This is a genomic window from Trujillonella endophytica, assembly GCF_900110555.1.
GTDB lineage: Bacteria > Actinomycetota > Actinomycetes > Mycobacteriales > Geodermatophilaceae > Trujillonella > Trujillonella endophytica.
On sequence record NZ_FOEE01000003.1, the window covers coordinates 39,727 to 61,552 of the forward strand.

General features: G+C 75.7%; 23 protein-coding genes. 15 read left to right on the plus strand and 8 right to left on the minus strand.

The window, feature by feature from the left end; genetic code table 11:
* The first annotated feature begins 42 nt into the window (after nt 1-42).
* Nucleotides 43-1,311 carry a sensor histidine kinase gene (locus BMY88_RS05385; RefSeq protein ID WP_091940995.1) on the plus strand — a complete coding sequence of 423 codons (1,269 nt, stop codon included), beginning with the start codon at nt 43-45 and terminating at the stop codon, nt 1,309-1,311.
* Complete coding sequence (locus tag BMY88_RS05390) at nt 1,308-1,988, plus strand: response regulator transcription factor (protein WP_091940997.1); 681 nt, start codon at nt 1,308-1,310, stop codon at nt 1,986-1,988. The genes BMY88_RS05385 and BMY88_RS05390 overlap by 4 nt, the downstream gene beginning before the upstream one ends.
* A gap of 7 nt (nt 1,989-1,995) precedes the next feature.
* Here BMY88_RS05390 and BMY88_RS05395 read toward each other — a convergent pair whose 3' ends face one another.
* Together BMY88_RS05395 and BMY88_RS05400 are read right to left on the minus strand one after the other, a co-directional pair.
* A complete protein-coding gene (locus BMY88_RS05395) occupies nt 1,996-2,190 on the minus strand; it encodes a DUF3072 domain-containing protein (protein ID WP_091940999.1) in 195 nt (64 codons plus the stop codon).
* Between the two features lie 10 nt (nt 2,191-2,200).
* A complete protein-coding gene (locus tag BMY88_RS05400) occupies nt 2,201-2,458 on the minus strand; it encodes a hypothetical protein (RefSeq protein ID WP_091941001.1) in 258 nt (85 codons plus the stop codon).
* 81 nt (nt 2,459-2,539) lie between these two features.
* Between BMY88_RS05400 and BMY88_RS05405 the strand changes: the two genes are divergently transcribed.
* A complete protein-coding gene (locus tag BMY88_RS05405) occupies nt 2,540-3,541 on the plus strand; it encodes a helix-turn-helix domain-containing protein (protein WP_091941003.1) in 1,002 nt (333 codons plus the stop codon).
* A 10-nt stretch (nt 3,542-3,551) separates the two neighbouring features.
* On the opposite strand, the gene BMY88_RS05410 is transcribed toward BMY88_RS05405, so the two are convergent.
* Nucleotides 3,552-5,711, minus strand: a complete 2,160-nt coding sequence (locus BMY88_RS05410; RefSeq protein ID WP_091941005.1) for a bifunctional MFS transporter/dTMP kinase — start codon at nt 5,709-5,711, stop codon at nt 3,552-3,554.
* Between the two features lie 60 nt (nt 5,712-5,771).
* Complete coding sequence (locus tag BMY88_RS05415) at nt 5,772-6,650, minus strand: DUF3109 family protein (protein ID WP_091941008.1); 879 nt, start codon at nt 6,648-6,650, stop codon at nt 5,772-5,774.
* A gap of 75 nt (nt 6,651-6,725) precedes the next feature.
* Between BMY88_RS05415 and BMY88_RS05420 the strand changes: the two genes are divergently transcribed.
* Nucleotides 6,726-7,670 carry a Ppx/GppA phosphatase family protein gene (locus tag BMY88_RS05420; protein WP_091941010.1) on the plus strand — a complete coding sequence of 315 codons (945 nt, stop codon included), beginning with the start codon at nt 6,726-6,728 and terminating at the stop codon, nt 7,668-7,670.
* A complete protein-coding gene (locus BMY88_RS05425) occupies nt 7,670-8,446 on the plus strand; it encodes a hypothetical protein (RefSeq protein WP_091941012.1) in 777 nt (258 codons plus the stop codon). Before BMY88_RS05420 ends, BMY88_RS05425 begins: the two co-directional genes overlap by 1 nt.
* A gap of 15 nt (nt 8,447-8,461) precedes the next feature.
* Here the strand turns inward: BMY88_RS05425 and BMY88_RS05430 are convergent, their stop codons facing one another.
* Entirely contained in the window at nt 8,462-9,031 is a 570-nt protein-coding gene (locus BMY88_RS05430) for a type 1 glutamine amidotransferase domain-containing protein (protein WP_091941013.1), read from the minus strand.
* A gap of 133 nt (nt 9,032-9,164) precedes the next feature.
* On the opposite strand from BMY88_RS05430, the gene proC reads away from it, so the two are divergent.
* From proC to BMY88_RS05455, 5 genes are all read left to right on the plus strand, one after another.
* Nucleotides 9,165-9,995 carry a pyrroline-5-carboxylate reductase gene (gene proC / locus BMY88_RS05435; RefSeq protein WP_091941015.1) on the plus strand — a complete coding sequence of 277 codons (831 nt, stop codon included), beginning with the start codon at nt 9,165-9,167 and terminating at the stop codon, nt 9,993-9,995.
* Nucleotides 9,996-10,245: 250 nt separating this feature from the next.
* A complete protein-coding gene (locus BMY88_RS23725) occupies nt 10,246-10,587 on the plus strand; it encodes a helix-turn-helix domain-containing protein (RefSeq protein WP_170860994.1) in 342 nt (113 codons plus the stop codon).
* Nucleotides 10,588-10,988: 401 nt separating this feature from the next.
* Entirely contained in the window at nt 10,989-11,087 is a 99-nt protein-coding gene (locus BMY88_RS05445; RefSeq protein ID WP_012854759.1) for a 30S ribosomal protein bS22, read from the plus strand.
* A gap of 10 nt (nt 11,088-11,097) precedes the next feature.
* Nucleotides 11,098-12,204, plus strand: a complete 1,107-nt coding sequence (locus BMY88_RS05450) for an NAD-dependent epimerase/dehydratase family protein (RefSeq protein WP_091941017.1) — start codon at nt 11,098-11,100, stop codon at nt 12,202-12,204.
* Nucleotides 12,197-13,105: a lysophospholipid acyltransferase family protein gene (locus BMY88_RS05455; protein ID WP_091941019.1), complete on the plus strand. Its 909-nt coding sequence runs from the start codon at nt 12,197-12,199 to the stop codon at nt 13,103-13,105. Before BMY88_RS05450 ends, BMY88_RS05455 begins: the two co-directional genes overlap by 8 nt.
* Nucleotides 13,106-13,326: 221 nt before the next feature.
* On the opposite strand, the gene BMY88_RS05460 is transcribed toward BMY88_RS05455, so the two are convergent.
* From BMY88_RS05460 to BMY88_RS05470, 3 genes are all read right to left on the minus strand, one after another.
* Nucleotides 13,327-14,280 (minus strand): HAD family hydrolase, encoded by a 954-nt coding sequence (locus tag BMY88_RS05460; RefSeq protein WP_091941022.1) that lies wholly within the window; start codon nt 14,278-14,280, stop codon nt 13,327-13,329.
* Between the two features lie 95 nt (nt 14,281-14,375).
* A complete protein-coding gene (locus tag BMY88_RS05465; protein ID WP_091941024.1) occupies nt 14,376-15,542 on the minus strand; it encodes a DUF5667 domain-containing protein in 1,167 nt (388 codons plus the stop codon).
* A gap of 133 nt (nt 15,543-15,675) precedes the next feature.
* Nucleotides 15,676-16,482 (minus strand): sigma-70 family RNA polymerase sigma factor, encoded by an 807-nt coding sequence (locus BMY88_RS05470; protein ID WP_091941026.1) that lies wholly within the window; start codon nt 16,480-16,482, stop codon nt 15,676-15,678.
* Between the two features lie 201 nt (nt 16,483-16,683).
* Between BMY88_RS05470 and BMY88_RS05475 the strand changes: the two genes are divergently transcribed.
* The 5 genes from BMY88_RS05475 (at nt 16,684) to hemC (ending at nt 21,763) form a co-directional block, all read left to right on the plus strand.
* A complete protein-coding gene (locus BMY88_RS05475; protein WP_244524464.1) occupies nt 16,684-18,240 on the plus strand; it encodes an AMP-binding protein in 1,557 nt (518 codons plus the stop codon).
* On the plus strand, nt 18,233-18,481 hold the full coding sequence (locus BMY88_RS05480) for a glutaredoxin family protein (protein ID WP_091941031.1): 249 nt from the start codon (nt 18,233-18,235) through the stop codon (nt 18,479-18,481). The genes BMY88_RS05475 and BMY88_RS05480 overlap by 8 nt, the downstream gene beginning before the upstream one ends.
* Before the next feature lie 263 nt (nt 18,482-18,744).
* Complete coding sequence (locus BMY88_RS05485) at nt 18,745-19,410, plus strand: redox-sensing transcriptional repressor Rex (RefSeq protein WP_091941033.1); 666 nt, start codon at nt 18,745-18,747, stop codon at nt 19,408-19,410.
* Nucleotides 19,407-20,792 carry a glutamyl-tRNA reductase gene (locus BMY88_RS05490; protein WP_091941035.1) on the plus strand — a complete coding sequence of 462 codons (1,386 nt, stop codon included), beginning with the start codon at nt 19,407-19,409 and terminating at the stop codon, nt 20,790-20,792. Before BMY88_RS05485 ends, BMY88_RS05490 begins: the two co-directional genes overlap by 4 nt.
* Nucleotides 20,789-21,763, plus strand: coding sequence for a hydroxymethylbilane synthase (gene hemC, locus BMY88_RS05495; RefSeq protein WP_244524465.1), 975 nt, complete (start codon nt 20,789-20,791; stop codon nt 21,761-21,763). The genes BMY88_RS05490 and hemC overlap by 4 nt, the downstream gene beginning before the upstream one ends.
* Nucleotides 21,764-21,826: the final 63 nt, after the last annotated feature.

Here is a 21,826-nt window from a genome sequence, read left to right on the forward strand (position 1 = left end):
ACGGGGGATGACGGGGGTCGGGCGCGGCCTAGCATCGGCCGCGTGAGCCCTCTGGTCGCCCTCGTGACCGGCCTCGTCCTGGGTGCTGCCCTGGTCGCGGTCGTCGTCGTGACGCGCCGTCGACTCGCCGAGGAACCTGCGCCGGTGCACCCCGAGCCCACGATCGAGCAGCTGCTCGCCCGGCGGCTGGTCGATCTCATGGACCCGGCGGTGGTCGTCGTGGACGTGGACGAGGCCGTCGTGCTGGCCAACCCGGCCGCCCGGGCCCTGGGCATCGTGCGCGGCACGCGCCTGCTGGTGCCCGAGCTCCTGCACGTCGTCCGCGACGTCCGCGACGGCGGCAGCCGCCGGGCCGACGTCGCCCTGCCCGGTGACCTGGTCGGCTCCGGGCCGCGCCTGGTCGGTGTGCACGGTGTGCGCCTGGAGAGCGGCCCGGCGCCGGTGCCCGGCCCGGTCGCGCTGGTGCTGCAGGACGTCACCGAGGCGCGCCGGGTGGAGGAGGTGCGGCGGGACTTCGTCGCCAACGTCGGGCACGAGCTCAAGACGCCGGTGGGTGCGCTGGCGCTGCTGGCCGAGGCCGTCCAGGACGCCGCCGACGACCCGGAGACGGTGCAGCGCTTCGCCGCCCGCATGTCGCACGAGGCCGACCGGCTGGCCCGGCTCGTCCGCGAGCTCATCGACCTCTCCCGACTGCAGGGCGGGGACCCGCTGCCCGAGCTGGCGCCGGTGGACGTCGACACCGTGCTGCACGAGGCGGCCGATCGCACGGGCCTTGCCGCGGCGGCCAAGCGGATCGACCTCGTGGTGGGCGGCGAGCAGGGGCTGGTGGTGCGCGGCGTCGAGGCGCAGCTGACGACCGCGGTGACCAACCTGCTGGCCAACGCCGTCCACTACAGCCCGGAGGGCACGCGCATCGCGGTGGCGGCGCGGGCCCGCTCGGGCTTCGCGGAGATCGCGGTGACCGACAGCGGCATCGGCATCCCCCGCGAGGACCGCTCCCGGGTCTTCGAGCGCTTCTACCGGGTCGACCAGTCCCGCGCCTCGAGCACCGGCGGCACGGGCCTCGGGCTGGCGATCGTCAAGCACGTGGCCAGCAACCACGGCGGCTCGGTCACCGTGTGGAGCGAGGAGGGGCTGGGGTCCACGTTCACCCTGCGCATCCCGCTGGCGGGCAGCCCGGGCACCGAGCCCGCACCCGCCGGGGCCCCGGACGCCGCGCCCGCCGACGAGCTTCTTCCCGGGGCCTCCGGTCCCGGCTCACCCACGTCCGTCGCCTCGACCGCGGGCGGACCCACGGAAGGACGGACATGACCCGGGTGCTGGTGGTGGAGGACGAGGAGTCCTTCTCCGACGCGTTGTCCTACATGCTGCGACGGGAGGGTTTCGACGCCGTCGTCGCGGCGACCGGACCGGAGGCGCTCGAGGAGTTCGACCGGCAGGGCGCGGACATCGTCCTGCTCGACCTCATGCTGCCCGGCCTCTCCGGCACCGAGGTGTGCCGGACGCTGCGCAGCCGCAGCAACGTGCCGATCATCATGCTGACCGCGAAGGACGGCGAGATCGACAAGGTCGTCGGGCTCGAGCTCGGCGCCGACGACTACGTCACGAAGCCGTACTCCGCGCGCGAGCTCGTCGCCCGGATCCGCGCCGTCCTGCGCCGCCGGGGCGAGCCCGAGGTGACGGACGACGGGGCGCTGGAGGCCGGTCCGGTGCGCATGGACGTCGACCGGCACGTCGTCGCCGTGGCCGGCCGGCCGGTGTCGCTGCCGCTGAAGGAGTTCGACCTGCTCGAGCTCCTGCTGCGCAACGCCGGGCGGGTGCTGACCCGCGGCCAGCTGATCGACCGCATCTGGGGCTCGGACTACGTCGGCGACACCAAGACCCTCGACGTCCACGTCAAGCGGCTCCGCGCCAAGATCGAGCCGGACCCGGCCAACCCCGAGTTCCTCGTGACCGTCCGCGGTCTCGGCTACAAGTTCGAGGCCTGAGGCCGGGTCACCGGCCGCGGCCGGTCTCCTCCTGGAGCTCGTCGATCCGCACCGAGGCGTCGGCCTTGGTGAGGTCGTCGGGCACCTCCTCGCCCGCCTCGCGGGCCAGGGTGCCGAGGTAGCTCTTCTGGGCGCCGGTGGCCGGCTCGTCGCCGGTCACCCAGTCCTGCGGGTCCTTCTCGGTGCTGTTGGCTTCGCTCATGTGTTCGATGCTAGGCGCGGGTGAGCTCGTGCGCAGCGCGGGCCGAGGCGGCGGTCGCGGCGGCGGTGGCGGCGCGAGCGGTGCCGGACTCGGCGACGCGGCGGCGGGCCTCCTCCCAGCGCCGGCCCGTCCGGTAGACGTGCACGCTCCCGCACGCGGGGCACTCCACGGCCATGGCCAGGTGGGTCGGGTGGCTGGTGACCGACCGGATCCGGCGGTCGGCGACCAGTTCGTCGGTCCGGGTGACGGGGCAGGTGATCAGCAACATGCGATCAGCCTGTCCGGCGGACGTCCCGCCGACGAGTGGCGGGAGTGACACCGATCGCGTCATTCCTGCCATAGTGGCGTCATGACCGACACGCAGCGGCCGATCGTCGTCAGCGCGATCGTGGCCGACCGGCTCATGGGCACCTTCGGCATCGGGGTCGCGGCGGAGGTGTTCGGCTACGACCGCACCCACATGGGCCTGCCGCGCTTCGACTTCGCGCTGGTCAGCGAGGCGCCGGGGGTGCTGCGCACCGACATCGGCCTGCCGATCACCGTCGAGCACGGGTTCGAGCGGCTGGCCGTCTCCGACGTCCTCCTCATGACGGCCTGGGAGGGCATCCACGTGGCCCCGCCGGCAGAGCTGCTGGACGCGCTGCGCGCCGCACACGCCCGCGGCGCGATCATCGTCAGCCACTGCACGGGGGCGTTCGCGGTCGCCGCCGCCGGCCTGCTCGACGGGTGCCGGGCCACGACCCACTGGCGCTACGCCGGCGAGCTCGCCGCCCGCTACCCGGCCGTCGACGTCGACCCGGCGGTGCTCTACGTCGACTGCGGCCAGGTCATCACCGGCGCGGGCACGGCCGCCGGCGTCGACGCGATGCTGCACCTCGTGCGCCGGGAGTGGGGTTCGGCGGCGGCGAACGCGCTGGCCCGCGAGATGGTCGTGCCGCCGCACCGCGACGGTGGCCAGGCGCAGTTCATCGACGCGCCGGTCGCCGCGTGCGAGGACGACCGGCTCGGGGTCGTCCTCGAGTGGGCGGTGCGCCACCTGGGCGAGGAGATCACGGTGGAGGTGCTGGCCCGGCGGGCCCTGATGAGCCCGCGCAGCTTCGCCCGGCGGTTCAAGGCGACCACCGGCACCACCCCGCACGCCTGGCTGCTCGGCCGGCGGCTGGCCGCGGCCGAGGCGCTGCTCGAGGAGAGCGACGCCCCGGTCGAGGAGATCGCCCGGCTGGTCGGCTTCGGCACCGCCGCCGGCTTCCGCGAGCAGTTCACCCGGCGGCGGGGGGTCTCCCCGCGGGCGTTCCGGCAGACCTTCCGCACCGTGCGCCGCGAGGCCGCCGGGGACGACGCGGCGGCGTAGCGGGACCGGTTCAGCGCGCGGGGTCGGCCACCGGCGCCGGTGCCGCCGTGCCCGGCCGGACGGCGGTGGCGCCGGGCATGCGCAGTGCCAGCAGCGTGGCCAGCCGCTCCCGGACGGCCAGGGTGACCATCGAGCCGGTCGCCCTCAGCTCGAGATCGAGCCGCCCGCCGGCCACGACGACGTACCGGTCGGGCGCGGCCTCGGCCCGTTCGAGGAACGCCCGGCGCACCGCGGCGGGGTCGGCGTCGGCCGGCGCCTCGGTGACCGGCGCGTCCACGACCACGGTCAGGTCGGGCAGCAGGCCGCGCGTCGCCCACATCGACGTCCGCAGGATGCGGTCGGCGTCGAGGCCCTGACCGGCACCGTGGAACGCCATCGAGGCGTCGACGTAGTGCGCGCTGAGCACGACCTGCTCGGCCGCCAGCGCCGGCCGGATGACCGTGGCGACGTGCTCGGCCCGGTCGGCCGCCGCGAGCAGCGCCGCGGTGTAGGCCTCCACCCGCGGGCCGTCCTCGGTGCCGGCCCGTGGCGCGGCCGGCGTCGGCCATCCCGGCTCGTGCGACGTCGCCGCCGGCGGCGGGTACAGCAACCGGCCGACCCGGCGGCCCAGGTCGGTGTCGCTCGGCTCGGAGGTGACGACGACGGGGCAGCCCCGGTCGCGGACCACCTCGGCCAGCGACTCGGTGTAGCGGCGGGTCAGCTCCCGGTCGGCGCCCTCGACCACGACGAAGAGCCCGGCCGAGCGGGGCGCGACGGTGAGGATGTCGGAGGCGCCCCACAGCAGGCGCAGCAGCATCCGCGAGCGGCCGCGGTGCCGGGGTGCCACCTGCCGGGTCGCGTAGACGCTGACCAGCAGCGCGATGGCGCTGCCGACCAGCAGGGTGAGCCCCGGGCCGGTGACGCTGAAGACCAGGTCGCCGATCCCGATGTCGTGCGAGCCCAGGACGCCGGCCAGCCCGGGCCCGATCGCCACCGCGAGCAGCAGCACGATGCGCACGGACGAGACGACGAAGGAGAACACCCGGCCGCGCAGCCGGTCCTCCACCTCGAGGCCGATCAGGGTGTAGCCGATGATCCAGCTGATGCCGGCGAACAGGCCGACGAAGAAGGCGGCCCCGGTGGCCAGGACGAAGTCCTGCAGCAGCGACATCGCCAGCAGGAACACGCCCGCCATGCCGATCGCGCGGGCGAACAGCGTGCGCCGGGGGACGGTCGGCAGGATCCGCGGGCCCACCAGCATGCCGAGCGCCAGCCCGGTGAAGACGATGCCGAAGAGGATGCCGTAACCGGCCGGCCCCGCCCGCAGCGTCGCGATGTAGAGCTGGGCGACGCCGATGATCAGCCCGCCGGCCCCGAAGGCGCCGATCGTGCCGATGTAGAGCGCCCGCATGTGCGGCTGGCTGCGGAGGAACCGCACCCCCTCGGCCACCAGCGTGAAGACGTTGCTCGACTCGCTGCGTTCGGCGGCTCGCCCGGGTATGAGGTGCCGGGACAGGAAGATGGTGGAGGCGGTGACGCCGTAGGTCAGGGCGTCGAACACGAGCGCGACCTGGATCGCCGTCTGCTCCGCGCCGGGGCCGTCGGAGACGGCGCGGGTCAGCGTCGAGAGCAGGGCGAAGGCCAGCGCGGCGATGGGGACGGCGCCGTAGATGGAGAACTGCATCAGCTGGTTGGCCACGGCGAGCCGCTCCCGCGGCACGATCGCGACCTGCATCGCCTGCTTGGCCGGGTTGGTGAACAGCCCGACCGCCTCGACGAGGAACTGGGCGATGTAGAGCCAGGTCAGCTCGTAGCTGAAGGCGATCGACAGGTACAGCGTCAGGGCCAGCAGGTCACCGATCACCGCGGTGACGCGGCGGTCGAGCTTGTCGGCGAAGGCGCCGGCCAGCGGGGCGAGCAGCAGGTCGGGCAGCAGTCGGGTGAGGATGACGCCGGAGATGGCCGCGCCCTGGACGGCCAGGGATTCCTCGCGGGTGAGCTGCTGGGCCATCGCGGTGGTCGCCAGCAGGCCCAGCCAGTCGCCCAGGCTGGAGACGGTGATGGCCAGCCAGAGCCGGCGGAACACCGGGATGCGCACCAGCGCCTTGAGCGCGTTGTCCGACGGCGCAGCGGCCCGCCCTGCGGCAGGAGGAGCCGGGGGAGGGCCCGCGGTCGCGTGGTCCTCGGTCACTGGCCTCGCCGTTCACTCGTCGGTCGGTCTGCCGAGAGGGTAGTGGCGCCGCCGCGCAGGTCAGCGATCCCGCACCTCTGACGTTCCGGTTCCACCCGGACGACGGACCTGCAGCACCACCGGGACGGGCGCCGGGCTGGCCGGGTGCGGGGCGACCATGCCCAGGTCCAGGCGCACCTCGGCCAGCCGCCGGAGCTCGGCGTAGGCGGCCGCCCCGATGAGTGCGGTCAGCTCGGCGGCGTAGGTGAGCACCATCGGCTCGCGGGAGACGTGCGCCGCGGGGGAGCCGGTGCACCACCAGTGCAGGTCGGCGCCCCCTGGGCCCCAGCCGCGGCGGTCGAACTCGCCGAGCGTCGTGACGAGCACCCGACTGCCGTCGGGCCGCTCCACCGACTCCTGCTCCCGGCGCACCGGTAGCTGCCAGCACACGTCGGGCTTGGTGGTGAGCGGGTGCAGGTCCTCGCGCAGCGCCATCCGGTGCAGGGCACAGCCCGCCCCGCCGGGAAAGCCGGGCCGGTTGAGGAAGACGCAGGCGCCGTCGACCAGGCGGGTGCGCACGGACCGGGCCGCGTCCTCCGTGTCGGCCCCGGCATCGGGGTCCGGCGGGTCGTCGGCGGTGTCCACCTCGGTCCACGCGCCGCGCCCGACCGGCGCGAGCTGCCAGTCCTCGTCGGTGAGCTCGGCCACCGCCGCCGTCACGCGGAGCAGGTCGTCGGCCTCGCTGAAGAACGCACCGTGGCTGCAGCAGCCGTCGTCGGCCCGCCCCTCGACGACCCCGGCGCAGCCGCGGCCGAACACGCAGGTCCAGGCCGAGGTGAGCCAGGTCAGGTCCGCCCGGACCACCCGGCCGGGGTCGGCGGGGTCGGGGAACTCCAGCCACTCCCGGGCGAAGTCGGGGTCCACCTCGGGGGGGACCCCGGCCGGGCTCTCGTGCAGCACGGCCCCAGAGTAGGGACGGGCGCGCCAGGGACCGCCCGCGCGGCCGCCGGACGGCACGCCGGGCAGACTGACCGCATGCGGCTCGGGGTGCTGGACGTCGGATCGAACACCGTGCACCTGCTGGTGGTCGACGCCCACCGCGGCGGGCACCCCACGCCCACGCACGACGACCGCTGGCTGCTGCGCCTGGCCGAGCACGTCGGCGCGGACGACCTGCTGTCCGCGGCGGGGGAGAAGGCACTGGTCAAGGCGGTGCGCGAGGCGCGCGACCAGGCGGAGGAGCTGGGCTGCGAGGAGCTCCTGGGCCTGGTGACCTCGGCGGTGCGGGACGCCCGCAACGGCCTGGAGGTGCTGGAGAACGTGCGGGCCGAGACGGGCGTCGACCTGCAGGTGACCACCGGGGAGGACGAGGCGCGGCTGACCTTCCTCGCCGTCCGCCGGTGGTTCGGCTGGAGCGCCGGGCGGCTGCTGGTGCTCGACATCGGCGGCGGGTCGCTGGAGCTCGCGGCCGGGATGGACGAAGACCCCGACGTCGCCCTGTCGCTGCCGCTGGGGGCGGGCCGGATGACCCGCCGCTTCCTGCCGGCCGCCGCGCGCGGGGGCCGGCCGGACCTGGCCGCCCTGGACGAGCTAAGGCTCCACGCCGAGGACCTGCTGGAGCCGGCCGCGGAGAAGCTGCGGGCGGTGGGCGAGCCGGACCTCGTCGTCGCGACCAGCAAGACCTTCCGGACTCTCGCCCGGCTGACCGGCGCGGCGCCCTACTCCGCGGGGCTGCGGGTGCCCCGGGAGCTCTCCACCGTCGGGCTGGGGCAGCTGCTGGGGTTCGTCGCGCGGATCGAGAGCTCCGCGCTGGCCGAGTTGCGCGGCGTGTCGCCCGACCGCGCGCACCAGGTCCCCGCCGGCGCCGTGGTGGCGCAGGCCGCGATGCGGGTCCTGGACGTACCGTTCGTCCGCATCTGTCCGTGGGCGTTGCGGGAGGGCGTCATCCTCCGGCGGCTGGACTCCTTGGGAGGCTTGTGATGTCCGACCCGCGCAGGGACCCCGAGACCGGGGGCCGGTCGCTGGCGGACATCCTGCGGGAGGCCGGGGTCGACTCCCCCCGGACGGGCCGCCGCCGCCGCGGTGAGACGGGCGAGCAGCCCGCCGTCCGGCAGCGGGGCACGCGCGGCGGGGACGGCGGGGACGCCGACACCGGCCGGGTCGCGGAGGCGGCGCCCTTCGGCCGCCGCGCGGCCGACACCGGCAAGACGCCGCCGATCCCGCCCGCCGACCCCGTGAAGGCCCGGGTCCGCACGCCGGCCGATCCGCTGGGCGGCTCCGCCCGGCCGACCGCCGACCTGGCCGTCCCCCGGGGCCGGGCGCCCGAGGGGCCCTCGACGGCGGCCATCTCGGGGTTGCGGACCTCGCGCAAGCCCGGGGTGCCCGGCGCCTCCGGCCCGGACGGCGCGGATCCGTCGACCGGCCCGATCCCCGTCGTGCGCGACGACGACCCGCCGCTGCTGGACGACGAGCCGGCCGGCGGCGCCCTCGCGTGGCTGCGCTTCGCCGGCGAGCTCGTCGTCGCCCTCGCCGGCGGGGTGGGCATCTACCTGCTGTTCACCGTGCTCTGGGAGCAGCTGCCGCGGGTCACGGTCCTCATCGCCCCGCTGGCCGTCACGGCGCTCGTGGGCGCGGTCGGCGCGTGGCGGCACCGGTTCGGGGGCGAGGCGCTGGGGCTGCGGCTGGTCGTCGTCCTGGTGTTCGCCGGAACGCTGCTCACCGTGGCGCCGGCCGCGGCCCTGCTGGGCAGCTCCTAGGGGCCGGGGCCCGCGTCACTCCTCGTCGTCGTCCGCGATCTCGTCGGCCTTCGCGAAGACCTCCACGATCGCGGCGCCGAAGGCCTCGAGGTCGTCGGGCTTGCGGCTGGTGACCAGCGTGCCGTCGACCACGACCTCCTCGTCGACCCACGTGGCGCCGGCATTGCGCAGGTCGGTCTGCAGGGACGGCCAGGACGTCAGGCGGCGCCCCCGGAGGACGCCGGCCTCGGCGAGCACCCACGGTGCGTGGCAGATCGCGGCGACGGGCTTCCCGGCGTCGAAGAATGCCTTCACGAAGGCGACCGCGTCGGCGTCGGCGCGGACGAAGTCGCCGTTGATGACCCCGCCCGGCAGCACGAGCGCGGCGTAGTCGTCGGGGTCGGCGTCGGCCACCGTCGTGTCGACCTTCTTCCGGTCGCCCCTGTCGATGTGCTGGTACGCGGTGATCTCGCCGCCCTCCAGCGAGATCAGCTCGGGCTCCGCACCGGCCTCCTCCAGCACCTGCCACGGCTGCTCCAGCTCGACCTGCTCCACGCCGTCGGTGGCCAGCACCGCGATCCTCATCCCGTTCAGCTCGTCCGCCATGGGGCGGCGGCTACCCCGGCGCCTGGCACGGCACACCCGGTCCTGCGGCGGCCCCCGGCTACCGTTCGCACCGTGCGCGCGCCGCCGACCTGCGGCCGGAGCACGAGCCGGAGCCGGAGGGTGGGAGTACGCGATGACGCAGGGAGCGCGGCGGTCGGGGGTGGCCGTCCTCGGCGGCGGCAGGATGGGCGAGGCGCTGCTGGCCGGCCTGGTCCGCCGGCTCGGCGCCGCGGACGTCGTCGTCTGCGAGCGCAGCGCGGAGCGGGCCGCCGAACTCGCCGCCCGGCACGGCGTCCAGGTGCTCGAGGTGCCCGAGGCCCTGGCCCGGGCCGAGGTCCTGGTGCTGGCGGTGAAGCCCCAGGACGTCGACGCGCTGCTCGGTCTGCTGGCCGGCTCCGTGGACCCGGCGCACCTCGTCCTCTCCGTGGCCGCCGGCGTCCCGACGTCCCGCATCGAGGCGGCGCTGCCGCCCGGCGTCCCCGTCGTCCGGGCGATGCCGAACACCCCGGCGCTGGTGGGGGAGGGGATGAGCGTCGTCTCCGCGGGCGCGCACGCCGGCGGGGAGCACCTCGACCGCGCCGAGGAGCTCCTCGGCGCCGTCGGTCAGGTCCGGCGGGTGCCCGAGGCCCAGCAGGACGCGGTCACCGCGCTGTCGGGGAGCGGGCCGGCCTACTTCTTCTACGCCGTGGAGGCCCTCGTCGACGCCGGCGTGCTCCTGGGGCTGTCCCGGTCGCTGGCCACCGACCTGGTGGTGCAGACCGCGCTGGGCGCGGCGGTGATGCTGCGGGACTCCGGCGAGCACCCGGTCCAGCTGCGGGAGGCGGTCACCAGCCCCGGGGGGACGACGGCGGCCGCGATCCGGGAGCTCGACCGGCTCGGCGTCCGCGCCGCGCTGGTCGCCGCCGCCGAGGCCTCGTGCGCCCGGTCGCGCGAGCTGGGCGCCGCGCCGAACCCGGAAGACTAGCGGCCGACGGCGAGCGCGTGGGGAGGCTGCGGCACGTGTCACGCCTGGGGTCGGTGCGACTCGCCCGGACACATGTCGACAGAGCTACATAGGTGTAGTTCTGCCGAGGACGGACCGGTCCGCATGTCCGTTTCATACGTCGCATCAGTCACGGCGGCCCCCCTACTCTCTGTATCAGCACGTGCGTGTCCCGTAGCCGGTGGGGAAGCCGGCGCCCGATACGTGCTAGTCCGGAGACGACATCGTGACCATGCCCCAGCGCCACTCCGCCCAGCAGTACGCCCCCCGTCCGGGCATCCCCGCACCGCGGCCCGTCGGTCGCCCGGTCTCGGCGGCCACCATGGCCCGTCCGGTCGGCCCGGCCCACCCGGCCGCCATGCCCGTCGGCCGCCCGGCCGCCCCTGCCCCCCGCGCCTCGGTCACCTTCCTGACCGTCGCCGAGGTCGCCAGCATGATGCGCGTCTCGAAGATGACCGTGTACCGCCTCGTCCACGCCGGCGAGCTCTCCGCCGTCCGCGTCGGCCGGTCGTTCCGCGTCCCGGAGCGCGCCGTGCAGGACTACCTGCGCGACGCCTACACCGACATCGCCTGAGCGATCACACCGTCGTCCTCCGGACGACACCGCGGCCACGTGCCGTCCCCCGGACGGGCTGAGCCCCACCGTCCCACCTACGCGGACCCCTCCGGGGCCCACTCGGCGGAACGACACCGCGGCCACGTGCCGTCCCCCGGTCGGGCTGAGCCCCACCGTCCCACCTACGCGGACCCCTCCGGGGCCCACTCGGCGGAACGGGGCCGGGTAGCACGGGCCGTCGCTCTCCTGGGGTGTCTCCGGCTCCCGCGGCATCATCGCCGCGGGGGTGCCGGGTACTCTCGACTCGATGTGGCTCGGGGGTGCGCCCTCGTCCGGCCACTGCGAGCTGATCACCCTCCGCGGTACCTCCCGGCCACCGGGCCACGGTGCCGCAACAGCAGACGTCGGGAGCACAGACCATGGGTTCGGTCATCAAGAAGCGCCGCAAGCGGATGGCGAAGAAGAAGCACCGCAAGCTCCTGAAGAAGACGCGCGTCCAGCGTCGCAACAAGAAGTGAGCTGACGCTCGTGCCGCCCGCGGTCGTCCTGGTCACCGGCGTCAGCCGATGGCTCGGGGGCGCGCTGGCGGCCGAGCTCGCGCACGACCCGTCCATCGGGCGGGTTATCGGGGTCGACACGGTGCCCCCCTCGGCCGACATGCTGCGCCGGCTGGGCCGCACCGAGTTCGTCCGCGCCGACATCCGCAATCCGCTGATCGGCAAGGTCATCGCCGGAGCGGGCGTCGACACCGTCGTGCACATGAACATCAGCTCCACCCCGGCCGGGTCCGGGGGGCGCGGGCCGATGAAGGAGCTCAACGTCATCGGCACGATGCAGCTGCTGGCGGCCTGCCAGCGGGCGCCGTCGGTGCGCCGCCTGGTGCTCAAGTCCACCAGCGCCGTCTACGGGGCCTCCCCGCGAGACCCCGCCGTCTTCACGGAGGCGATGCAGGCGCGCCGGGTGCCGTCGGGGGGCTTCGCCAAGGACAGCCTCGACATCGAGGGCTACGTCCGCTCCTTCGCGCGCCGCCGGCCCGACGTGGGCGTGACGGTGCTGCGCTTCACCAACTTCATCGGGCCGCGGATCGACTCGCTGCTCACCGGCTTCCTGCGGATGCCGGTGGTCCCGACGGCGCTCGGTTACGACGCTCGCGTGCAGCTGCTGCACGAGGACGACGCCCTCGCCGTCCTGACCCGCGCCACCACGGGGGACTTCACCGGAACGATGAACGTCGGCGGCGAGGGGACGCTGCTGCTCTCCCAGGTGATCCGCCGGCTCGGCCGCCTCCAGGTGCCGCTGCCCTCGCCGACCCTGGGGTCCCTCGGCCGGCTCACCCGCCGGTTCGGGTTCATCGACTACTCCCCCGAGCAGATGCGCTTCCTCAACTTCGGCCGGGTCGTGGACACCTCCGTGCTCCGAACCGAGTTCGGCTACACCCCCCGGTACACCACCGTGCAGGCGCTCGCGGACTACGCGCGGACCGTGCCGCCGGTCGTCTCGCCCGACCTCGTCGCCGGCGTGGCCGCGCGAGCAGAGCAGGTGATCGGGCGGCTGGGCTCCACGGCCGCCTCGGTGGGGGGCCGGTTGCGTCCGTCGCCGCCCATGCCCGGCCTCCGGGCGGTGCGCGATGCCTGAGGCGCGCGTGATCCCGCTGCGGCCGGACGACGACGAGCCGCACCTGCCCCCGCCGTCGGCCCCGAGCTGGGACGAGCAGCTCACCGACGTCCTCGAGTTCCTGCGCCGCCGGTTGACCGGCGACTACGCGACCGACGAGTTCGGGTTCGACCCGGACCTCACCGATCACGTGCTGCTGCCGATGCTGCGGCCGCTGTTCAACCGCTGGTTCCGCGTGGAGACCCACGGCGTCGAGAACGTGCCGGACACCGGCGGCGCGCTGATCGTGGCCAACCACTCCGGCACCGTGCCGGTCGACGCGCTGATGACGACCGTCGCCCTGCACGACGACCACCCCGCGCACCGCCGGTTCCGGCTGCTCGGCGCCGACCTGGTCTTCGAGCTGCCGTTCGTCGGGGCGATGGCCCGCAAGTTCGGCTCGACGCTCGCCTGCAGCGAGGACGCCGAGCGGCTGCTGAGCGACGGCGAGATGGTCGGCGTCTTCCCCGAGGGCTTCAAGGGGATCGGCAAGCCGTTCCGCGAGCGCTACACCCTGCAGCGGTTCGGTCGCGGGGGTTTCGTCACAGCGGCTCTGCGCACCGGGGCGCCGATCATCCCCTGCGCGATCGTCGGGGCCGAGGAGATCTTCCCGATGATCGGCAACGCGAAGACCGTCGCGCGGCTGTTCGGCCTGCCCTACCTGCCGATCACCCCGACGTTCCCGCTGCTGGGGCCCCTCGGCCTGGTGCCGCTGCCGTCGAAGTGGCTGATCGCGTTCGGCGAGCCGATCGAGACGGCGTCCTACGGGCCCGCCGCCGCGGAGGACCCGATGCTGGTGTTCAACCTGACCGACCAGGTCCGCGAGACGATCCAGCAGTCGCTCTACCAGCTCCTGCTCAAGCGCTCCTCCGTCTTCGGCTGAGCCCGATGTCATCGCGGTTCTCCGGACCGCAACCGCGGCCACGTGCCGTCCCCGGCGTGCGTTGATCCCGTCCGTCGCACCCGGCGAGGACCCTTCGGGCCCGTCACCGGGCACGACCACTCGCAGGGCGCCGCGCGTCGGGCTCCGCGCGCAGGTGCCGTCCCCGGCACCGTGCCGCGCCTCCCTGTTCTTCGTCGCGGGACCCTTCGGGCCCCCGCTCCTCAGAACAACCGGGACAGCAGGCGCTTCGGGGGTGGGGGCGGCAGCAGGAGCGGCTGCTTGCGGCGGCGGAAGGCGAGCGCGCCGCCCACCACGCCGCCCGAGAGCGCCGCCGCGGCCAGCGTGGGGATGCCGATCTTGGCGGCCTTGCGCCCGGTCCGGAAGTCCCGGATCTGCCAGCCGCGCGAGCGTGCCACCGCGCGCAGCTCGGTGTCCGGGTTCACCGCGACCGCGGTACCGGTCAGCGTGAGCATCGGCAGGTCGTTGGACGAGTCGCTGTAGGCGGTGCAGCGCGAGAGGTCCAGGCCCTCGCGCTCGGCCAGGGCGCGGACCGCCTCGGCCTTCGCCTCGCCGTGCATCAGTTCACCGACCAGCCGCCCGGTGTACTGGCCGTCCTTGATCTCGGAGACGGTGCCGAGCGCGCCGGTCAGGCCGAGCCGGTGGGCGATGATGCTGGCCAGCTCCACCGGAGTGGCGGTGACCAGCCAGACCCGCTGCCCGGCGTCGAGGTGCTTCTGCGCCAGCACCCGCGTGCCGGCCCAGATGCGGTCGGCCATCAGCTCGTCGTAGATCTCCTCGCCGGCCGCGATGATCTCGCTCACCGGCCGCCCGGTCACGAAGGCCAGGGCGTTCTCCCGGATGGTGTGCATGTCGTCGGCGCTCTCGTTGCCGGCCATGCGGAACTTCGCCTGCTGCCAGGCGAAGAGGGCCAGGTCGCGGGCGGTGAAGTACTTCCGCGCGGCCAGGCCGCGGGCGAACCAGAACAGCGACGCGCCCATCATCATCGTGTTGTCCACGTCGAAGAACGCGGCGGCGGCGAGGTCCTGGACCACCGCCGGCGGCGGCTCGACGTCGGCCGCGGCGGCCGACGCGGCACCGGCGACCGACGCCCTCGTCTCCTCGCCGGCACCTGAGGTCTCGGGGGCCCGGCGGCCGCGGAAGGGCAGGACCGGCACGGGCGACCTCCTCGGCTCCGCGCCCGCCGCCGGGCGCAGCGGACACACTCCGCGTCGACCCTAACGGGCCGCGGCGGCGCCCTCCGCCCGAACGGTCAGCAGATCAGCCGCGGGATGCAGATGGGCAGCGGCAGATCGATCAGCGGCGGTGGCGTGCGCGGCGCGGCCGGCGTCGGGCTCGGTACCGGCGGCGTGGCCGCGGCCGGCCGCGAGGGCAGCGCGGGCAGCGACGGAAGCAGGGCACCGGGCCCGTCCGAGCCCGAGCCCGAGCCCGAGCCCGAAGCCGAACCCGAGCCGGGATCCGAGCCGGGATCCGAGCCGTCGGGGCCGGTGGTCCCGCCGCCGGGCTGCGGGACCGCCGAGGGGAGCGGGGCTGCGGGCGGCGCGGGCGCCGTGCTCGGGGTCGCTGTCGGCGCCGCCGGCGTGGGGCCGCCGCCCGCCGAGGGCGGTGCGCTCGGGGTCTCCGCCCGGCAGATGCCGGGGATGGGCCCGAGGTCGTCGCTGCCGACGGGGGCCGGGGACCCCGGGCAGCCGAGCGCGGCCTCGACCGCGGCGACGCGGGCCTGGACGGCGTCCAGCAGCTCCAGCGAGGACTGTGCGGCGTCGGCGGTCGAGGCCGGTAGCTCGGGCCGGAGCGCGGCGAGCCCCGCCGCCTGCCCATCGCTCCAGCCGGCCAGTCGGTCCAGCGGCTCCGACGACCCCGAGTCCACGGCCGAGCCGACCAGGAGGGCGGCGCCCTCGGCGGTCTGGGCGTCCATCGTGGCCAGGGTCTCGCGGACCAGATCCGCGTCGTCCCGGGCGGCGGCGAGCTCCTCGAGCCGGGTACCGGCGAACTGCAGCAGCGTCAGCGCGCGGTCGTCCCCGGCCAGCGCCAGCTGGGTCTGCTCGGTGCCGCGCTTGAGGTCGTAGAGGAGGTCGCCGGGCTCGGCGTCGGCGGCGAGCGCGACGAGGGTGCCGAGCGCGCTGACCGCCAGCGCCGCGCCGGCCAGGCCGGCGGTGACCCGGGTGCGCCAGCGCGGCGGCGGTCCGTCGGCGGCGCGGCCGCGGAGCAGCCGCCGGTCGACGCCGGGTCGCTCGGGCTCGGGCGACCGGACGGCGGCCATGGCGACCAACCGCGCGCGCGTCGCGGTGCGGAAGCCCGGTGAGGGCTCGTCGTCGAGGGCGGCCGCGAGGTGCCCGAGCCGGCCGACGACCACCTCGTCCCGGTCGCGCACGCCGGCGCGGCGGTCGCGCACCCGCGCCCCACCGTCCTCCGTCGTCATCGCGTCTCTCCGGTCGGTCCGGGACGGGTCCGGCCTGGTCCGACCCGCCTCCGAACAGCCAACGACGAGCCCCGGGTGGCCGTTACGGGGTACGCGTGAGTAACTGGAAGATCGCCCTCTCGCGTGCCGGGGATCACCGCAGTCCCTCCGGCAGCAGGGCGGCCAGCCGGCGCACCGCCCGGTGCTGCAGCGCCTTGATGGCGCCGTCCTTCTTCCCCATGACCGCCGCGGTCTCGGCCACCGACAGCCCCTGCAGGAAGCGCAGCGAGATGCACTCCTGCTGCTCGCTGCCCAGCTGCCGCACGCACGCGAGCAGCTGCTCGTGGGTCAGCCGGGAGACCACCGCGTCCTCGGGGCCCTCGGTGGCGCGGTCGGCGTCCCGCATGTCGGCGGTGCTCACCTCGAGCCGGTACCGGCTGCTCTTCACGTGGTCGCGGACGATGTTGCGCGCGATCGTCACCAGCCAGGCACCGACGTCCCGGCCCTGGAACGACAGCGAGTCGATGCGCCGCAGCGCCCGCACGAAGGTCTCGCTGGTGAAGTCCTCGGCCAGCGTCCGGTCCCCGACCCGGTGGTACAGGTACCGGAAGACCATCGTCACGTAGTGGTCGTAGAGCCGGCCGAACGCCTCGGCGTCCCCCCGCTGGGCGTCCCGGACCAGGCCCCACACGTCCACCGAGCCGGCGGGCAGCGACTCCTCGAGCGCGGCGACCTCGGCGACCAGCGCGGCGTCCTCCGGATCGGCCTCGGGGGCCGGCGCCGTGTCGTCGGCGGGCCCGGTGGGCCCGGCGTCCGGGGGCGCGACCTCCTCGCTGACCCGCGGGTGCGGGGTCGGCCGGGCCCGGGGCCCGGGGGAGGGCCGGCGCGGGGCGGGCGGCAGCCCCGCGCCCACCTCGGGGACGGCGTCTGCGCGCTCGTCCACGGGGCGCGAGGCGGCCATGCGGGCGTCGACCTCCTCGTCGGCCCGCGGACCCGGGACCGTTCGTCTGCAGATCGCGCCCGCCGGGGGGAGCGCGCGTGCTGCGGTGCTGGTCACATGGTGACAACATCGACCGAGCCCGTCCACGCGACCCGGGTGCGGCCCCGCGCCGGGTCCTCCGGGTGGGTGGATCCCGCCGCGCGCGACCCGAGGAGATGCCGAGTGTCCGGAGCCCCGCCCTCGCTGGCCGCGCTGGTCCGCGCCGCGGCCCGCGAGCGTCCGGATTCTCCCGCCGTGGTCACGGGGGAGACACGGCTGAGCTGGGCCGAGCTGGACGCACTGGTCGATCGCGCCGCCGCCGGCTACGCCCGTCGCGGGCTCGCCCCCGGCGACCGGGTCGCCGTGCAGCTGCCGAACGGGATCGCCTGGCTGCGGGCCGCGCTGGGGGCGCTGCGCGCGGGGCTCGTCGTCGTCCCGGTCAACACCGCCTACACCGATCCCGAGCTCGAGCACGTGCTCGGCGACTCCGGCGCGGCGCTGCTGGTGGCCGGGGAGGAGCGGGAGGAGGTCGCCGGGGTGCCGGTCTGCGTCGGCCCGCCGGAGGACGACGGCGCGGCCCCGGACGTCGAGGCCGAGCCCGCGGGGCTGGCGTTCCTCGCCTACACCAGCGGCACGACCGGCCGGCCGCGCGGCGCGATGCTCACCACCGCGGCGCTGCGCGCCAACCAGGAGCAGTGCCTGGCGATGGAACCGCCGCCGGTGCGCCCCGACGACCGGGTGCTGCTGGTCCTGCCGCTGTTCCACGTCTACGGGCTCAACGCCGGCTTCGGGCTGGTCGCGGCGGCCGGCGCGTGCGCGGTGCTGATGGAGGTCTTCGACCCCCGGTCGTCGCTGGCGCTGATGGCCGCCGAGCACGTCACCGCCGTCCCCGGGGCGCCGCCGATGTACCAGGCCTGGCTGGCCGCGGCCGACGCCGCGGGCTCCGACGCGGACCTGCGCCGCGCCTTCGCCGCCGTGCGGATCGCCTCCTCCGGTGCCGCGCCGCTGCCCGAGGAGATCTGGACGGCGATGCGGGAGCGGGCCGCGATCACCGTGCACGAGGGGTACGGCCTGACCGAGGCCTGCCCGGTGGTGGCCAGCACCCTGGCGACCGGGCGGCCCAAGCCGGCGTGCATCGGCGGCCCGCTGCCCGGCGTGGAGATCCAGCTGCGGGACACCGCGACCCACGAGGTCGATCCGGAGGCGCCCACCGAGGACGTCGCCGACGAGGGGCCCGGCGAGATCTGCGTGCGCGGCGCCAACCTGTTCGCCGGCTTCTGGCCCGACGGCGCCGACGGGCCGGACGCCGAGGGCTGGCTGGCCACCGGTGACCTGGCCTACCGCGACGCCGACGGCGACCTGCACCTGGTCGACCGGCGCAGCGACCTCGTTCTCGTCAGCGGGTTCAACGTCTACCCGGCCGAGGTGGAGCGGGTGCTCGACGCCCATCCCGCGGTGCTCGAGAGCGCGGTCATCGGCGTACCCGACGCCCGGACCGGGCAGGCCGTGCGCGCCGTCGTCGTCCTGGAGCCGGGCGCCGGCGCGACCTTCGAGGAGCTCCGCGATCACGCCGCGAGGTCGCTGGCGCGGTACAAGGTGCCCACCTCCGTGCACTTCCTGGCCTCGCTGCCGCACTCCCTGACCGGCAAGGTCAGCCGGGCGCGGCTGCGCGAGCTGGGCCTGACCCGGGCCGCCGACGAGCCGGACCTGGAACCGGCCGGGGCGGCCGGCGATGGCTGACGAGGGGCGGCTGCGGCTGCTCACCCGGGTCGGCTGCCACCTGTGCGAGGAGGCCGCGGACCGGCTGGCGCCGATCGCCGCGGAGGCCGGCCTCACGGTGATCCCGGTGGACGTCGACGCCGACCCCGGCCTGCAGGCCGAGTACGGCGACCGCGTGCCGGTGGTGCTGCTGGACGGTCGGGAGCACTCCTACTTCACCGTCGACGCCCCGCGGCTGCGCCGGGATCTCGGCCTCTCCTGACGGCCTCCTCGCAGGGGCCCGCCGCGAGACTGCGAGTGGCGGGGGGCGAGGAGGGCCGTCGACCGTCCGGGTATGGTCTCCACCACAGCGGCGGACGTCTGCGCTGTCCGGAGGCCCGAGCGCCCGGCAGTGACTTTGTTCCTGCGTTCACAAGCGGTTAACGTGGGCACCGCCGGTCGGTCTCCCGCCCGGTCCCCGATGTCGTCCGTCCCTCCCTGGCAGCCGCCGGGCAGACGGCGCGCCCGCTGTGGAGACATTCCCCCGTGAACCCGTCCCGGCCCCGCATCCCGGAGGCCACCGTCGCCCGCCTGGCCGTGTACCTGCGGGTGCTCACCGGGCTCGCCGACGGCGGCCGGGCCGGCGTCTCCTCCGGTGAGCTGGCCGGCGCGGCGGGAGTGAACCCGGCAGGGCTGCGCAAGGACCTCTCCCACCTGGGCCCGTGCGGCGTGCGGGGTGTGGGCTACGACGTGCTCGGCCTCCGCGACCGGATCGCCCGGGTGCTGGGCGTCGAGCGGTCCCGCCCCTGCGTGCTCGTGGGCCTGGGCAACCTCGGCTCGGCGCTGGCGGACTACGCCGGCTTCGGCAGCCGCGGCTTCGAGTTCGTGGGGCTGTTCGACAGCGCACCGGAGCGGATCGGACAGGTCATCGGCGGTCGGCCTGTGCGCCCGGTGACCGAGCTGGACCGGGTCGTCGCCGAGACCCGGGCGACCATCGGGGTCATCGCGACACCGGCCGAGGTGGCGCAGTCGGTGTGCGACCGGCTGACCGCGGCCGGGGTGAGGAGCATCTTGAACTTCGCGCCGGTGACCCTGACCGCGCCCGCGGGCGTCGACGTCCGTCAGGTCGACCTGTCCGTCGAGCTGCAGGTGCTGGCGTTCCTCGACACCCAGCGGGACGCTCCCGTACCGGCGCTCGGAGGGATGGCATGAGCCTGCTCGCGGTCGGGATCAGCCACCAGACGGCGCCGGTCTCCCTGCTCGAACAGTTCGCGATGGACGCCGACGACACCGTCAAGGCGCTGCACGAGCTGATCGGCAACGACCACGTCGCCGAGGCCATCGTGCTGGCCACCTGCAACCGGGTCGAGGTCTTCGCCGAGGTCGACCGCTTCCACGGCGGCGTCACCGAGGTGAGCCGCGTGCTGGCCCGCCAGGCAGGCGCGACCGTCGAGGAGCTCTCGCCCTACGTCACGGTGCACTACGAGGACCAGGCCGTGACCCATCTGTTCACCGTCGCCGCCGGCCTGGACTCCATGGTCGTCGGCGAGACCCAGGTGCTCGGCCAGCTGCGCAACGCCTACGCCCTGGCCCGCGCGCACGGCACCGTGGGCCGGGCGCTGCACCCGGTCGCCCAGCATGCGCTGCGGGTCGGCAAGCGGGTGCACGCCGAGACCGGCATCGACAAGGCCGGTGCCTCGCTCGTGTCGGTGTCGCTGGACCACGCCGAGGAGCGGATCGGCCCGCTGGCCGGCCGGCCGGTGCTCGTCGTCGGCGCCGGCTCGATGGGCGCGCTCGCGGCGGCCACGCTGTCGCGCCGCGGCGCCCTGGTCACCGTGGCCAGCCGCACCGCCGAGTCCGCCGCCCGGCTCGCGGCCGCCGTCGACGGCGCCACCGTCGACATCGACGACCTGCCGGCCGCTCTCGCCGCCGCGGACCTGCTGCTCACCTGCACCGGGGCCACCGGGCTCGTCGTCGGCACCGAGACGGTCGCCGACGCGATGACCGACCGCGTCGGGCGGCCGCTGGCCGTCGTCGACCTCGCGCTGCCGCGCGACGTCGACCCCGCCGTCGCGGGCCTGCCCGGCGTGCACGTCGTGGACCTGGCGCTGCTGCAGGGCGAGCGGAGCGCGCTCCTGCACGACGACGCCGGGGCGGGGCACGGCTCCCTGGCCGGCGCGATCGCCCGCGACGACATCGCCGCGGCGCACGCCCTGATCGAGGCCGAGACCGCGCTGCTGCGCGCGGAGCGGCAGGCCGCCGCGGTCGCGCCGACCGTCTCGGCGCTGCGCAGCCAGGCCGCCGAGGTCGTCGACGCCGAGCTGCTGCGGCTGTCCACCCGGCTGCCCGACCTCGACGCGCGCGCCCGCTCGGAGATCGCCCGCACCGTCCGGCGCGTGGTGGACAAGCTGCTGCACGAGCCGACCGTGCGGGTCAAGGAGCTGGCCAGCACGCCGGGCGGGGTCGACTACGCCGACGCCCTGCGCGCGCTGTTCGGCCTGGGCATCGACACCGACGTCCCCGCGGAGGGCAGCCGCCTGGCCGAGGCCGTCAGCGTCGACCCCGACGACCTGCGCGCCGGAGGCGCCCCGTGACCGCGCCCGCGAGCTCGCCGGTGACCGCCGGGTCCGCCGTCCCCCTGCGCCTGGGCACCCGCGCCAGCCGGCTGGCCACCACGCAGAGCCGGACCGTGGCCGACGCGATCACCGCGGCGACCGGCGTTCCCGTGGAGCTGGTGCCGATCAGCACCGAGGGCGACCGCAGCCGGGCCGCCATCTCCCAGCTCGGCGGCACCGGGGTGTTCGTGGCGGCGCTGCGCGAGGCGCTGCTGGCGCGCACCGTCGATCTGGCCGTGCACAGCTACAAGGACCTGCCGACCGCGCCGGCGGCCGGGCTGACCATCGCCGCCGTCCCGCCGCGGGAGGACCCGCGCGACGCCCTCGTCGCGCGCGACGGCCTCACCCTCGGCGAGCTCCCCGCCGGCGCCCGGGTGGGCACCGGCGCCCCCCGACGGGTCGCCCAGCTGCGCGCCCTCGGCCTCGGCCTGGAGGTCGTGCCGATCCGCGGCAACGTGGACACCCGCATGGCACGGGTCGGTGGGGTCGAGGGCAGCGGGGACCTGGACGCCGTCGTCCTCGCCCGCGCCGGGCTGAGCCGGCTCGGCCGCCTGGACGCCGTGACCGAGACGCTCGACCCGCTGCAGGTGCTCCCCGCGCCGGCGCAGGGCGCCCTCGCCGTGGAGTGCCGGGCGGACGACGATGCGACCCGCGCGCTGCTGGCCCCGCTGGACGACGCCGTCACGCGGGCCTGCGTGCTCGCCGAACGCACCACCCTCGCCACGCTCGAGGCCGGCTGCAGCGCGCCGGTCGCCGCCTACGCCGAGGTCGCCGAGGGGGAGGACGGCCCCGAGCTGTTCCTCCGCGCCTCGGTCACGGCGCTGGACGGCAGCGACGGCGTCCGCGGCTCGGTCACCGGCCCCGCCGAGGACGCCGAGAGGCTGGGCCGCGAGCTCGCCGCCGACCTGCTCGACCGGGGCGCCGCCGAGCTGATGGCCGCCTCGCGGTGACCGACCCCACGAACCCACCCCCCGCCGGGCACCGCGGCCCGGCTCCCACCCAGACCCCAGCAC

Bases quoted from the DNA above. Each gene is read 5' to 3' on its own strand.
- BMY88_RS05420 (WP_091941010.1), top strand. From the start codon at position 6,726: ATGCGGCTCGGGGTGCTGGACGTCGGATCGAACACCGTGCACCTGCTG.
- BMY88_RS05425 (WP_091941012.1), top strand. From the start codon at position 7,670: ATGTCCGACCCGCGCAGGGACCCCGAGACCGGGGGCCGGTCGCTGGCG.
- BMY88_RS05430 (WP_091941013.1), bottom strand. From the start codon at position 9,031: ATGGCGGACGAGCTGAACGGGATGAGGATCGCGGTGCTGGCCACCGAC.
- BMY88_RS05395 (WP_091940999.1), bottom strand. From the start codon at position 2,190: ATGAGCGAAGCCAACAGCACCGAGAAGGACCCGCAGGACTGGGTGACC.
- BMY88_RS05400 (WP_091941001.1), bottom strand. From the start codon at position 2,458: ATGTTGCTGATCACCTGCCCCGTCACCCGGACCGACGAACTGGTCGCC.
- BMY88_RS05405 (WP_091941003.1), top strand. From the start codon at position 2,540: ATGACCGACACGCAGCGGCCGATCGTCGTCAGCGCGATCGTGGCCGAC.
- BMY88_RS05470 (WP_091941026.1), bottom strand. From the start codon at position 16,482: ATGGCCGCCTCGCGCCCCGTGGACGAGCGCGCAGACGCCGTCCCCGAG.
- BMY88_RS05480 (WP_091941031.1), top strand. From the start codon at position 18,233: ATGGCTGACGAGGGGCGGCTGCGGCTGCTCACCCGGGTCGGCTGCCAC.
- BMY88_RS23725 (WP_170860994.1), top strand. From the start codon at position 10,246: ATGCCCCAGCGCCACTCCGCCCAGCAGTACGCCCCCCGTCCGGGCATC.
- BMY88_RS05390 (WP_091940997.1), top strand. From the start codon at position 1,308: ATGACCCGGGTGCTGGTGGTGGAGGACGAGGAGTCCTTCTCCGACGCG.
- proC (WP_091941015.1), top strand. From the start codon at position 9,165: ATGACGCAGGGAGCGCGGCGGTCGGGGGTGGCCGTCCTCGGCGGCGGC.
- BMY88_RS05445 (WP_012854759.1), top strand. From the start codon at position 10,989: ATGGGTTCGGTCATCAAGAAGCGCCGCAAGCGGATGGCGAAGAAGAAG.
- BMY88_RS05490 (WP_091941035.1), top strand. From the start codon at position 19,407: ATGAGCCTGCTCGCGGTCGGGATCAGCCACCAGACGGCGCCGGTCTCC.
- BMY88_RS05455 (WP_091941019.1), top strand. From the start codon at position 12,197: ATGCCTGAGGCGCGCGTGATCCCGCTGCGGCCGGACGACGACGAGCCG.
- BMY88_RS05465 (WP_091941024.1), bottom strand. From the start codon at position 15,542: ATGACGACGGAGGACGGTGGGGCGCGGGTGCGCGACCGCCGCGCCGGC.